At 68.1% G+C, this 12,486-nt stretch carries 13 protein-coding genes; 7 read left to right on the top strand and 6 right to left on the bottom strand.

The window, feature by feature from the left end:
- Positions 1 to 170 precede the first annotated feature (170 nt).
- Together JQX08_RS17775 and JQX08_RS17780 are read left to right on the top strand one after the other, a co-directional pair.
- Complete coding sequence (locus JQX08_RS17775; RefSeq protein WP_205349747.1) at positions 171 to 488, top strand: hypothetical protein; 318 nt, start codon at positions 171 to 173, stop codon at positions 486 to 488.
- Positions 489 to 514: 26 nt separating this feature from the next.
- Complete coding sequence (locus JQX08_RS17780; RefSeq protein ID WP_205349748.1) at positions 515 to 700, top strand: PA3371 family protein; 186 nt, start codon at positions 515 to 517, stop codon at positions 698 to 700.
- Between the two features lie 11 nt (positions 701 to 711).
- Here JQX08_RS17780 and JQX08_RS17785 read toward each other — a convergent pair whose 3' ends face one another.
- Together JQX08_RS17785 and algB are read right to left on the bottom strand one after the other, a co-directional pair.
- A complete protein-coding gene (locus tag JQX08_RS17785) occupies positions 712 to 2,499 on the bottom strand; it encodes an ATP-binding protein (RefSeq protein ID WP_205349749.1) in 1,788 nt (595 codons plus the stop codon).
- Positions 2,500 to 2,533: 34 nt separating this feature from the next.
- Positions 2,534 to 3,880 carry a sigma-54-dependent response regulator transcription factor AlgB gene (gene algB / locus JQX08_RS17790; protein WP_205349750.1) on the bottom strand — a complete coding sequence of 449 codons (1,347 nt, stop codon included), beginning with the start codon at positions 3,878 to 3,880 and terminating at the stop codon, positions 2,534 to 2,536.
- Positions 3,881 to 4,125: 245 nt separating this feature from the next.
- Here algB and JQX08_RS17795 point away from each other — a divergent pair, with 245 nt between their 5' ends.
- The 3 genes from JQX08_RS17795 (at position 4,126) to JQX08_RS17805 (ending at position 5,431) form a co-directional block, all read left to right on the top strand.
- Entirely contained in the window at positions 4,126 to 4,560 is a 435-nt protein-coding gene (locus JQX08_RS17795; protein WP_205349751.1) for a PA2169 family four-helix-bundle protein, read from the top strand.
- A 245-nt stretch (positions 4,561 to 4,805) separates the two neighbouring features.
- A complete protein-coding gene (locus JQX08_RS17800) occupies positions 4,806 to 4,970 on the top strand; it encodes a DUF1328 domain-containing protein (RefSeq protein ID WP_205349752.1) in 165 nt (54 codons plus the stop codon).
- Entirely contained in the window at positions 4,967 to 5,431 is a 465-nt protein-coding gene (locus tag JQX08_RS17805) for an inhibitor of vertebrate lysozyme family protein (protein WP_205349753.1), read from the top strand. Before JQX08_RS17800 ends, JQX08_RS17805 begins: the two co-directional genes overlap by 4 nt.
- Before the next feature lie 228 nt (positions 5,432 to 5,659).
- On the opposite strand, the gene JQX08_RS17810 is transcribed toward JQX08_RS17805, so the two are convergent.
- Both JQX08_RS17810 and wrbA read right to left on the bottom strand, forming a co-directional pair.
- On the bottom strand, positions 5,660 to 6,331 hold the full coding sequence (locus tag JQX08_RS17810; protein ID WP_205349754.1) for a DUF3313 domain-containing protein: 672 nt from the start codon (positions 6,329 to 6,331) through the stop codon (positions 5,660 to 5,662).
- Positions 6,332 to 6,403: 72 nt separating this feature from the next.
- Positions 6,404 to 7,000 carry an NAD(P)H:quinone oxidoreductase gene (wrbA, locus tag JQX08_RS17815; protein WP_205349755.1) on the bottom strand — a complete coding sequence of 199 codons (597 nt, stop codon included), beginning with the start codon at positions 6,998 to 7,000 and terminating at the stop codon, positions 6,404 to 6,406.
- Between the two features lie 131 nt (positions 7,001 to 7,131).
- On the opposite strand from wrbA, the gene JQX08_RS17820 reads away from it, so the two are divergent.
- A complete protein-coding gene (locus JQX08_RS17820; RefSeq protein WP_205349887.1) occupies positions 7,132 to 8,361 on the top strand; it encodes a nucleoside recognition domain-containing protein in 1,230 nt (409 codons plus the stop codon).
- Positions 8,362 to 8,535: 174 nt separating this feature from the next.
- On the opposite strand, the gene JQX08_RS17825 is transcribed toward JQX08_RS17820, so the two are convergent.
- Positions 8,536 to 9,660 carry a DUF5924 family protein gene (locus JQX08_RS17825; RefSeq protein WP_205349756.1) on the bottom strand — a complete coding sequence of 375 codons (1,125 nt, stop codon included), beginning with the start codon at positions 9,658 to 9,660 and terminating at the stop codon, positions 8,536 to 8,538.
- A 170-nt stretch (positions 9,661 to 9,830) separates the two neighbouring features.
- On the opposite strand from JQX08_RS17825, the gene JQX08_RS17830 reads away from it, so the two are divergent.
- Positions 9,831 to 10,520, top strand: coding sequence for a type 1 glutamine amidotransferase domain-containing protein (locus JQX08_RS17830; protein WP_205349757.1), 690 nt, complete (start codon positions 9,831 to 9,833; stop codon positions 10,518 to 10,520).
- On the opposite strand, the gene JQX08_RS17835 is transcribed toward JQX08_RS17830, so the two are convergent.
- Positions 10,521 to 12,398: a sensor domain-containing diguanylate cyclase gene (locus JQX08_RS17835; RefSeq protein WP_205349758.1), complete on the bottom strand. Its 1,878-nt coding sequence runs from the start codon at positions 12,396 to 12,398 to the stop codon at positions 10,521 to 10,523.
- Between the last annotated feature and the right edge of the window lie 88 nt (positions 12,399 to 12,486).

The following is a 12,486-nucleotide window of genomic DNA, read 5'->3' on the forward strand; positions in this document are numbered from 1 at the left end:
GTGCAAATTGCAATGGCCGCAGCCAGGGCGTCGTGCAAAGCGCAATGCAGCATGCCCGAAAATCTATCGTAAGCTATTGATTTAAAAGCATTTTTATCGAAGAAAAAGTCTGGCATGCCGAGTGCACTTGCAGAGTCGTGAACCCCGACTGAACTGCAAGGAGATGCGCCATGACCACTGTTCGCCAGATCTCGCTGTTGAGCCTGTGCTGCGCCGCCACCCTGTGGTTCAGCGGCGTTCACGCCGAAGAACGCGTCGGCCATGGCGTCGCCGTGCAGACCGCCGACCTGACCTTCGACGGCTTCGCCAGCGACGCGGTGGTCACCCGCAGCCAACCCAGCGCCCAGGCAAAGACCGCGCAGCAACCGCACCAGCTCGAAGCCCAGGCGCCGCGGGCCAACAGCCCGGCGAACGGCCTGTGGCTGCGCACCGGCGATGACACCGAAACCGCCCTGCAGCAGCCGCGCAGCCCGCGCTGGGTGTTCTGAATCCGCCATCGCGAAGGAGCGCCCCCATGTCGAAAAGCGCCGTGCTGTTCCTGATCCTCACCGTCCTCGCGGTCGCCCTGCTGTGGCTCGACCCGCTGCCCGGCAGCGAGCTGCGCAACCTGTTCAAGGTCGCCGGTGGCCTGTGCGCCAGCCTGTTCGTCCTCGCCCTGCTGGCCGGCCGGCGCATCAAGTTCGACCCGCAACTGCGCTGAGCGCGCATCGCTCAGACCGGCAGGCTGAGGTAGAACTGCGCGCCCTGGCCGGGGCGTGAATAGACGTTCAACCGGCCGCCGTGCAACTGCACGATCTCCTTGCTCAACGCCAACCCCAAGCCAACCCCACCCTTGCGCCGCCCGACCTGCACGAATGGCTCGAAGATGCGTGCCTGCTGGCCGAACGGGATGCCCTCGCCCTGGTCCTGCACGCTGAGGATCACCCGCTCGCCGTGGCGGCGCGCCTGCAGCTGCACCTCGCCGCCGTCCTCGCTGTGGCGCAGTGCGTTGCTCAGCAGGTTGTCGAGCACCCGCTCGATCAGCGCCAGGTCCAGGCTGACCCGCGGCAGCACGCCCTGGGTTTCGGTGTGCAGCTGGATCTGCCGCGCCGCGGCCTGCTCGGCGAAACGTCCGCGCGCGCTGTCGAGCAATTGGCCGAGGTCGCACGGCGCACGCTCGAGCTTGTGCAGGCCGTTCTGGTAGCGGGAGAAATTCAGCAGGTCGTTGATCAGCTGCACCAGGCGCTGCATCTCCTCGTCGACGGTGTCGGCGAGGTCCAGCTCGCGGCTGCCGGGGGCGAACTGCTGGCGCTCGCGCAGCAGGTTGAAGGCCATGTGCATGCCGGTTACCGGGGTGCGCAGCTCGTGCGAAGCGCGCAGCACGAACTCGCTGCGCACCCGCTCGAACACCCGCAACTCGGTGACGTCGCGCAGCACCATCACCGCGCCGACGCTGCGCCCTTCGGCGTGCTGCACCGGGGTCAGGCTCCAGGTCAGCAGGCGGTGCTCGCCGCCGCTGTCGATCGCCAGGTCGGCCGGCACCTGCTCGAGCAGCTGGCCGCTGAGCACCCGCTGCACGGCTTCCTCGACCCCCGGGTCGGCGAGCAGCCGACCGAGGCGCTGGCCGTGCGGGTCGCCCTGCCAGAACAGCTGACGGGTCGCCACCGGGTTGGCGTGCTCGACGCGGCCCTCGGCGTCGAGGATCACCAGGCCGTCATCGATGCTGTCGAGCACCGCCTTGAGGCGTCCCTCGCTGGACAGCAGCTGATTGGCGTTGGCCGAGTGGTGCACGCGCAGCGCCTCGGTCATCAGGCCGAAGCGACGGCTGAGCAGGGCCAGCTCGGTGACCGGCGAGACTGGCAGGACCACGTCGTAGTTGCCGCGCCCGACCTGGTCGGCGGCGCGCGCCAGCTGGTCGATCGGCGCGCCGAAGCGGCGTGCCACGCTGTTGGCGGTGATCACCCCGATCAGCAGCACCGCGCCGCCCATCAGGCCGAGCAGCGCGGCGATCAGCGTGGCGCGCTGCCGTGCCTGGCCTTCGAGCTCGCCGATGGTGATGAAGGCGCGGTTCTGCGCCTCGATCAGGCGCCCGCGCAGGCCGTTGAACAGCCGCGTGTAGGCCTCGTTGCCGGCCAGCTCGGGGCGGATGCCGCTGGGCGTTTCGACCAGCGCGACGAATGCCGCGTAGTCGTCGGCCACCAGCTCCAGGTCGTGGCGCGCCGAGTCTTCCAGCGGCAGCCGGCGGGTGCTGTCGAGCAGGCCGCGGAACTGGTCTCGCGAGCGCTGCCAGGCGACGAGGTCCGGCTGCTCGTTGATGACGATGACCATCTGATCGCCGAGCGTCTGCCTCAGCTTCTGGCTCGCCTCGACCAGCGCGAAGCTGTTGCCGCTCACCGTCTCCTGGCTGCGCGCCAGCTGCAGCACGCCGACCACGCCGAACAGCAGGCCGAGCAGGGCCACGGTAATCAACGCCGAGATGCTCAGGAACATCCGCGTACGCAGCTTCATCGGCAACTTCATGGCGCTTCCTTTCTGAGCGGGGGAGGCCGCGGACTTACAGGTTGTACTGCTTGCGCTTGCGATACAGCGTCGAGGCATCGATGCCGAGGGTCTTGGCTGCCAGGTCGAGGGTCGCGCTGGCGGCCAGGACCGCGGCGATGTGCGCCTTCTCCAGTTCCTCGAGACTTAGCGCCGCACCGATGCGCGGCGCGCCGCCGCTTGGCGCTTCGCCGCCGAGGCCGAGATGGCTGAGTTCGACGCTTTCCTGCGGGCAGATGATGCTGGCGCGCTCGATGACGTTGCGCAGCTCGCGGATGTTGCCCGGCCAGCGGTAGTTGAGCAGTGCGACGCGCGCCTCGTCGCTGAAGGCCCGCGCCGGCCGCGCGTAGTCGACCACGAAGCGGGCGAGGAAGCGCTCGGCGAGCATCAGGATGTCCTCGTGGCGCTCGCGCAGCGGCGGCAGCTTGAGGGTAATGACGTTGAGGCGGTACAGCAGGTCCTCGCGGAAACGTCCGGCGCGAACCATCTCGTCGAGGTCGAGGTTGGTCGCGGCGAGGATGCGCACGTCGGCGCGGCGGGTCACCGGGTCGCCGATCCGTTCGTAGTCCTTGTCCTGGATGAAGCGCAGCAGCTTGGGCTGCAGGGTCAGCGGGAAGTCGCCGATCTCGTCGAGGAACAGCGTGCCGCCGTCGGCCTGGCTGACCCGGCCGAGGGTGTTCTCGCTGGCGCCGGTGAACGAGCCGCGGGTGTGGCCGAACAGTTCGCTTTCCATCAGCTCGGCATTCAGCGACGGGCAGTTGATGGTCACGCAGGCCTTCTTGGCGCGCCGGCTCCAGGCGTGGATGGCGCGCGCCAGTTCGCCCTTGCCGGTGCCCGACTCGCCGAGGATGAGGATGTTGGCGTCGGTGTCGGCGACCTGCCGGGCGGTCTCCAGCACCGCCATCATCGCCGGGCAGTGCGAGTCGAGGCCGTCCTTGAGTTTGCGCACTTCGCCTTCCAGCGCTTCCAGGCGCGCCGCCAACTGGCGCACTTCCAGCTGCTTGGCGGCGGCCAGGCGCAGCTGATCGGGCGAGCAGGGCTTGACCAGGTAATCCGCGGCGCCGGCCTGGATCGCGTCGACGGCGATGTCCACCGCCGACAGCGCGGTGACGATCACCACGCGCATCCACGGCGCCTGCACGCGCATCTGCGCCAGCACGTCGAGGCCGTTGTCGGCACCCAGGCGCAGGTCGAGGAAGCACAGGTCGAACACCTGGCGCTGCAGCAGAGTTTCGGCCTGCGCCGCGCTGTTGGCGGTGGCCACGCTGTAGCCCTCGTCCTCCAGGCAATAGCGGAAGGTGCGCAGGATGGCCGATTCGTCATCGACCAAGAGGATGCGGCCATTGTCGGCAGCCTGTTGCATTGCTTCTCCCTACCCCGGCGGGGCGTATCGGCGACTTGAACATTAGTCCGCGGATATTCGTGCAAGTTGCACGGCGCATTCTGCACGATCCTGCAGCCTGCATGCTGACCGCAGGCCATCACCATAGTTATCTCATTGATAAATAACGTTTTAGTGCTAGCGGTCAGGCTGGCACAGGCCTTGCGATAAGTATCCCAACGGTAGCGGCGCCCGCGCTGTCACCGCCGCCTTTAAGGAGAATTGCAATGAGCCGTACTACTGCACAACTCAACGAGCTGATCGAAATCACCCGCGATGGTCAGCGCTTCTACCAGCACGCCCAGGATGAAGTGAAGGACGCGCAGCTGAAGAGCCTGTTCCGCGACCTGTCGCAGGCCAAGACCCAGATCATCCAGGCGTTGGCGGTGAAGGTCGCCGCCAACCATGAGCAGCCGGCCCAGGGCGGTACCTTGAGCGGCAAGCTGCGCCAGGTCTACGCCGACACCAAGGCGAGCCTGACCCGCGATTCCGACGCCACCTACGTGGCGCAGCTGGAAGAGACCGAAGACCGCATCCTGCACGCCTTCGAAGATGCCATGGAAGACGCGGACCCGGACGTTCGCGCGGTACTCGCGGTGGAAATGCCGAAAGTGCGCGCCTGCCACGAGCGCATGCGCGTGCTCAAGCACGCGATGAAATGAAGTGACCGGACGCGGCGGCCGCAGGGTCGTCCGCCTGCCAAACCCTGACCAGGAGCCAGCGCAATGTTCGCCAGTGTCTTTCTCGTGTTTGTCAGCCTGTTGGTGCTCACGTCGCTACTGCTGGCGTGCGCCTTGGCCGTGGGTCGCGCGCTGTGCGCGAGCCGCTACCTGGCAATCGGTGGAAAGGCTCCGGTACGCAACGCGCCGGCCGCCCTGCACGGGTCCTTAAGCACAGGAGAAATATCATGCTGAGTTGGGCTATCACCTTCCTGATCATCGCCATCATCGCTGCAGTTCTCGGCTTCGGTGGCATCGCGGGCACCGCTACCGGGATCGCCAAGATCCTCTTCGTGGTGTTCCTGGTGATGTTCGTGGTGTCGCTGATCTTCGGTCGCCGCGGACGTCTATGAAACGCTTACTGAGCCTCGGTCTCGGCGGGCTGGCGCTTGGCGTCAGCCTGACCGCCGCCGCGGCGGACCATGACACCCAGTTCCGCGTCAACGAACTGCCCGCCAGCGATCCGAAGTACCTGCGCACCTGGCAACAGCTGGTCGAAGACGAGGAACGCCTGCCGGAGTGGATCATCAATCTGTCCGGCACCGCGACGCCGATGCAGGCGCTTGAGGAAGACGACGAGCAGTACCTGGTCGGCGAGCTGTGCGAAGCACACGACTGCGCCCACCAACGCCTGTACGTCGCCTTCAGTTGGGACAAGGCGCATGCCTACGCGTTGTACGTCCAGCTGCCGGCCAACCTGCCGGCGGACAAGGCGCCCAGCCGCCACGCCAGCTACCGCTGGCTCGGCGAGCCGGATGCGGGCATCAAGCAGTTGCTCGACGAACAGTTGAAGGCCGATCCGAACTGGTACTGATTCGGATGGTCCGAGACAACCTGCGTTGACCCGAGGAAGGTCCGCGCATGACCAAGGGGTCGGGACGCTCTGGACACTGAGAAGTCGGAGCGACCTAGGGGTACAGGGAGTACCTCCGCAAGGGCCGGGTCAGGCAGCAGCGTCGACGGGAGTGGACCACCCAGTGGCACCCACTCCCGGCGCGCTCGATTTCCTCCGCTTACTGCCTATCGCTACGTCTGCCTGTCGCTACTTCTGCGCCTGCACCGCGGGCTGGAAGTTGCGCGCATCCTTGGCCCACACATCGAGCACCGGCTGCAGGTCCTTGAGGGTCAGCTGGGTGCTGTCGTTCTCCAGCTGCAAACCGCTGCCCTTGCGCACGATCTGCGCCACCGGCTGGTTGTTGGCCGGGTCGAGCGCCTGCATCTCGATGTAGATCGCGGTGTTCTCGTCGCGGGTGCCCGCCGCGGTGTTGGCCGCCGCGAGGACCAGGGCGATGGGGATCACCTCGTAGGCCTTGAGACCCTCCGGCGAGACATCCACCGAACTGATCGCCGAGCGCAGCACCAGGGTACGCGGCCCCGGTTGCTGGACGATCTGCATGCGCGAGCTGAGTTCGCGCTGCATGGCCTGCTGCAGGTAGTTGGCGATCTGGTCGAGGGTCTGCTGGCTGACCTGCGCAGTGGGCTGCGGCTTGGGATAGAACTGCGGGCGCTCGACCAGCACGGCGTCGTACTGGCTGAGGTCGAGACCCGGCTTGACCCAGCGCAGCACCGGCGCGCCGCTGGCCGAGGTGGCCGGGGTGAGTTGCGAGTAGTCGCCGAGGAAGCCGGAGTACTGCTCGGGTTGGGTGGTGGAACTGGCACAGCCGGCCAGCAGCAGAGCGACGCTCAGGGCGCCGACCAGGAAGGGCTTGCTCATCCGTGAAACTCCTAAGGTGTTGAGGGCTTTTTTCTTCGGGGAAGCGCGGCGGGCACACGGCCCGCCAGCGGGTTACTGCAAGCGCGTGGCGAGCTTCGCCACATGCGCGCCCTGGAACTTGGCCAGGGCCAGCTCCTTGGCACTCGGCTGGCGCGAGCCGTCGCTGCCGGCGACGGTCGCCGCGCCATACGGCGAGCCGCCACGCAGCTCGCTGATGTCGGTGAGTTCCGGCGCCGTGTAGGGCAGCCCGGCGATCAACATGCCGTGGTGCGCCAGGGTGTTCCAGAACGAGGTGATGGTGGTTTCCGAGCCGCCGCCGGTGCCGGTCGAGGTGAACACGCTGGCCAGCTTGCCGACCAGCACGCCCTTGACCCACAGGCCGCCGGTCTGGTCGAGGAAGGTGCGCATCTGCCCGGTCATGTTGCCGAAGCGGGTCGGCGTGCCGAACAGGATCGCGTCGTAGTCGGCCAGCTCCTGCGGGTTGGCTACCGGCGCGGCCTGGTCGAGCTTGGCGCCGGCCTTGCGCGCGGCATCCTCGGGCATGGTCTCGGCGACCCGCTTCACCGTCACTTCGACGCCCGGCACGCTGCGCGCGCCCTCGGCGACCGCCTCGGCCATGCGTTCGATATGGCCGTACATCGAGTAATACAGCACCAGGATCTTTTTCATCGCGACTCTCGCTGCTCGCAGGGACGAAGGGGAAACCTCAGCCTAGACCGCCACTGTGAAGGCTGCGCGACGGCAACGGACAGCGCGGCCGGTGGCGGCTATCATCGGCACGCAGATCAAGGGGGATGACGATGCTGAATGGCCTGTGGCTGGGGTTCTTCCTGGTGGCGAGCGTGGCTGCGCTCGGCGCCTGGCTGGTGGGTGGCGACGCCACGGTGTTCGCGCGCATGGTGGAAAGCCTGTTCGCCATGGCCAAGCTGTCGGTCGAGGTGATGATCCTGCTGTTCGGCACCCTGACCCTGTGGATGGGCTTCCTGCGCATCGCCGAGCAGGCCGGCCTGGTCGACGCGCTCGGCCGCGCGCTGGGCCCGCTGTTCGCCCGGCTGATGCCCGAGGTGCCGCGCGGCCACCCGGCGCTCGGTCTGATCACCCTGAACTTCGCCGCCAATGGCCTGGGCCTGGACAACGCGGCGACGCCCATCGGCCTCAAGGCGATGAAGGCGCTGCAGGAACTCAACCCGCTGAAGGACACGGCGAGCAACGCGCAGATCCTGTTCCTGGTACTCAACGCCTCGTCGCTGACCCTGCTGCCGGTGTCGATCTTCATGTACCGCGCGCAGCAGGGCGCCGCCGATCCGACCCTGGTGTTCCTGCCGATCCTCCTCGCCACCAGCGCCTCAACCCTGGTCGGCCTGCTGACGGTGGCGCTGGTCCAGCGCCTGCGCCTGTGGGACCCGGTGGTGCTCGCCTACCTGGTGCCTGGCGCGCTGCTGCTCGGCGCCTTCATGGCGCTGCTCGCCACCCTCAGCGCCACCGCCCTGGCGGCGCTGTCGTCGCTGCTCGGCAACCTGGTGCTGTTCGGCCTGATCATGCTGTTCCTGCTCGCCGGCGCACTGCGCAAGGTGAAGGTCTACGAGAGCTTCGTCGAGGGCGCCAAGGAGGGCTTCGAGGTGGCCAGGAACCTGCTGCCCTACCTGGTCGCCATGCTCTGCGCGGTCGGTGTGCTGCGCGCCTCGGGGGCGCTGGAGTTCGTCCTCGACGGCATCCGCCATGCGGTGGCCTGGGCCGGCTGGGACACGCGTTTCGTCGAGGCGCTGCCGACTGCGCTGGTCAAGCCGTTCTCCGGCAGCGCGGCGCGCGCCATGCTCATCGAGACCATGCAGACCCACGGCGTGGACAGCTTCCCGGCGCTGGTCGCGGCGACCGTCCAGGGCAGCACCGAGACCACCTTCTACGTGCTCGCCGTGTACTTCGGCGCGGTGGGCATCCAGCGCGCCCGCCACGCGGTGGGCTGCGCGCTGCTTGCCGACCTGGCCGGGGTGCTGGCGGCGATCGGCGTGTGCTACTGGTTCTTCGGCTGAGCCAGTGGCGCGGCGATGGGTATCGCTTCGCTCAACCCATCCTACAGGCACCACGCCTATGGCCATCCCGGCACAGTCCCCTCTCCCTCCGGGAGAGGGCTAGGGTGAGGTTCGATCTGTCCCTAGCCTAGGGACATCGCTGGACGGGCATGCTTCAACACCCTGCCTGGTGCTTCAGGGCTGCTTCGGTTCGGCCGGCTTGTCGTCCTCCGGCTCGTCGCTGGCCGGCTTGAGCAGCGGCGGCTTGGCCGGTTTCTCCGGGGCCTGCGCGCCGACCGGGCCGTCGACCACCTTGAAGCGCAGCACGCCGATCAGCTGATCGTTCTCGGTGATCACCCGCACCTGCCAGTTGCCGACCACCTCGGCGGGGAAGTTCTGCTTGTGCGTCCAGGCCCGGTAGCCGGCCTTGCGTCCGCCGTGGATGTCCAGGGGGATGCGCTCGACCTCGCCGCCGTTGCGCTGCCACTCGTGGTAGATGCGTTCGTCGAGACCGCGCGGCGCGTTGATCGCGGTGTAGGCGTACAGCCCCTGGCTGCGCAGCTGGGCGGCGCTGACCTCGCTGAGGCTCTTGCCCGGCGCGCGGTTCTGGTTGTCGAACTGGGTGGTCACCGCCACCTCGGTCAGCCACAGGGTGGCCGGCGGAATCCACGAACGCAGCAGCCAGCCGGCGGCGCCGAGCGCCAAGGTCAGGCCGATCAGCGCCAGGCCGTACCACCAGCGCTGCACCGGGAAGCTCGCCAGCAGGCTGGGGAACGACAGCAGCACGGCGATGCCGAGCGCCAGCTTGTAGCTCTCCGCGGTGGTCAGGTGAAGGATGATCGGCAGCGCGGTGAGCACCACGGCGAACAGCGTCAGGGTGTGCAGCGCCATGTACAGCCAGCGCCGCGGGGCGAGCACCTTGAAGTACAGCGGGTCGATGATCGACACCAGCCCACCGGCGATCAGCAAGCCGGTGAACAGCGCCTGGCCGCTGTTCCAGGTGGTGGTGATGAAGAAGAACGGCAGGACGAAGAACAGGCTTTCCTGGTGGATCATCTGCGTCGCGTAGCGCAACAGCGGCTGCGGCACCTCGCGCTTGATCAGCCGGGCGATGATCCGGGTGAACACGCTTTCCAGCGCCAGCCACACCCAGCTGAGCAGCATGACGATCGACAGCACGATGGCCGACTTGGCCTGGCGGTCGACGAGCATGAAGCTGGCCACCCCGGAGACGAAACCGAACGCCGCGACCACCCCCGGGTAGCGCTGGATCAACGCAATCAGGCGGGCAACGCGGTTCTTCCAGGCGAGCGAGATCATGGCGGCAGTCTGGCAAAGCGGGGTGCGCAGGATACTGCCCGCCCCGCGAGTGGTGAAGCTCAGGAACAGTCGGTCGCCGACGAAATCGCACCGATCAATCGGCAGGCGCCGCGACCTCTGCCCAGAATTGTTGTCCTACCCACTGCGTCCACCGACCCGAGGAACCCGCAATGAAGATTCTCATGGTGCTGACTTCCCACGACCAACTCGGCAGTACTGGACAGAAGACCGGCTTCTGGCTGGAAGAGTTCGCCGCGCCGTACTACCGCTTTCGCGACGCCGGCGCCACGCTGACCCTCGCCTCGCCCAAGGGCGGCCAGCCGCCGCTCGATCCGAAGAGCGATGCCGCCGACGCGCAGACCGACGCCACCCGGCGCTTCGCCAAGGACAGCGCGGCGCAGCAGGCGCTGGCGCACACCGAGACGCTCGCCGCGGTCAACCCGCTGGAGCACGACGCGCTGTTCTACCCCGGCGGCCACGGCCCGCTGTGGGACCTGACCAACGACCCGCAGTCGATCTCCCTGATCGAGGACTTCATCAGCGCCGGCAAGCCGGTGGCGCTGGTCTGCCACGCGCCGGGCGTGCTGCGTGATGTGAAGGCCGCCGACGGCCGCGCGCTGGTGGCCGGCAAGACCGTCACCGGCTTTTCCAACAGCGAGGAGGACGCGGTGCAGTTGACCGACGTGGTGCCGTTCCTGGTCGAGGACATGCTCAAGCAGCGCGGCGCCACCTACCGCAAGGCCGACGCCGACTGGCAGGCGCACATCGAGCAGGACGGCCTGCTGATCACCGGGCAGAACCCGGCGTCCTCCGAGGCCTGTGCCGACGCGCTGCTCGACCACCTGCGCGGCCAGGGCTGATCAGGCCGGCGCCACCAGCTCGGCGCAGACCACGCGGTTGCGGCCCTGCTCCTTGGCGCGGTACAGCGCGACGTCGGCCTGGGCGATCAGGCTCTGCGCGCTGGCGCTCAGCGCCGGCACCTGGGTCACCAGGCCGATGCTGGCGCTGATGCGCACTTCGCGGCCGTCGTGGGCGAGGACCATGGCGGCGATGTCGGCGCGGATCTGTTCGGCGCAATGCTCCGCGCCGACCGGGTCGGTGTCGGCGAACAGCAAAATGAACTCCTCGCCGCCGTAGCGCGCCGCGACGTCGCCGGCGCGCTGGCTGTGGGCCTGCAGCACGGCGGCGACGCGGCGCAGGCACTCGTCGCCGAACGGGTGGCCGAAGCGGTCGTTGATCGACTTGAAGTGGTCGACGTCGATCATCAGCAGCGCCAGCTGCGAAGCGGTGCGCTTGGCGCGGCACAGCTCCTCGGCGAAGCGCGTCTCGAAGTGCCGGCGGTTGAACAGTTGGGTCAGCGGATCGAGGGTGCTCAGCCGCTCCAGCTGCACGTTGGCCTCGGCCAGTTCGCGGGTACGCTCGGCGACGCGCTGCTCGAGCTCCTCGTTGGCCTTGCGCTGGATGCGCAGCGCCTGCTGCTGGGCGTGCAGTTTCTCCTCGCGCTCGCGGGCCAGGCGTTCGGAGTAGTCCAGCGCGGCCTGCTGGGCGCGCAGGCGTTCGCTGCGCTCGTCGTTGATGTGCTCGACCAGGGCGATGGCCAGCAGCACGAACTCGATGGCCATGCCGAGCAACTGGCTGTTGATGGTGAATTCGTTCATCGGCAGCAGGCCGGTCAGCGCCAGGATCAGCACCGCCGAAAACATGATCAGCAGGCCCCAGGCGTAGATGAACAGGCGCGCCGAACGGTAGCCCTTGCGCCACAGGTGCAGGCAGATGGCGATCCCGGCCAGGCACGACAACAGGCCGGCCTGCTCCGGCAGCATCCAGTGCAGCAGCCGGCTGTAGGGGGCGACTAGGATGATCAGGGTGAACAGGCACCAGTAGCCGATCACCACGCGGTTCAGCCAGTCGACCCAGCCGCCGATGCGCCCCAGGCCGACGAAATAGCGCAGGAACAGGCTGGCCAGAATCGCCACCGCGCCGGCCCCGAGACCATACAGACGGGTGCCCAGCCAGGGCGTGTCGAGCCCCAGGTAGAGCGGCCCGAAGCCGGTGATCGCCAGCGCATAGACCAGCGCGGCGCACAGGTAGAGGACGTAGAGCAGGTAGCTGCGCTCGCGGGTGAACAGGCTCAGGCAGGCGTTGTAGAGCAGCATCACCAGCATCGCGCCGAAGAACAGGCCGATCAGGATCACCTCCCGCACCTCGCTGTGGCGCAGCTGCGCCTCGTCGAGCAGTTCGAGCGGCAGGATGATCGGCTCGAACGCCTGCAGGCGCAGGTAGGCGGTGGCCCGTTCGCCCGGCGCCACGGCCAGCGGGAACACCAGGTTGCGGCTGGCCACCGCGCGACTGGCCACGTCCACCCCGTCGCCGGCCAACATGGCCGGGCCCCAGCGCTGGCTGTCCGGGTAGTACAGGCGCAGTTCGACGCGGTCGAGCAGCGGCCACTTGATCACCAGGTACCAGAGGCGCTGCTGGTCCTGCGCCTGGCGCAGGTCGAAGCGCAGCCACACATCGCCGCGCTGGGTACCGAGGTTGAGCGGGCTCTGCGTGCCGGCCTGCCAGCCCTGCTCGGTCGCCGCAGCCTGCGCGAAGCTCTGCCCGGGCGCCGCGAGGCGGTACTGCACCTCGCCGCCAAGCGCCACGCGGCCGCTGGCACCGCCCAGCTGCACCTCGGCCGGGGCGGCCAGGGCACTCGACAGCAGGCAGTACAGCAGCAGGGCAGCGAACGCGCGCATCAATCAGTCACCGAGATGTGGGGAGGAGTGCCGTCGCCGGCAGCAGGGCGGCGCGCCGTGGGCGCGGCGGATTGGAGCACAGCCCGCG

The organism is Zestomonas insulae (assembly GCF_016901015.1).
GTDB classification, from domain to species: Bacteria; Pseudomonadota; Gammaproteobacteria; order Pseudomonadales; family Pseudomonadaceae; genus Aquipseudomonas; species Aquipseudomonas insulae.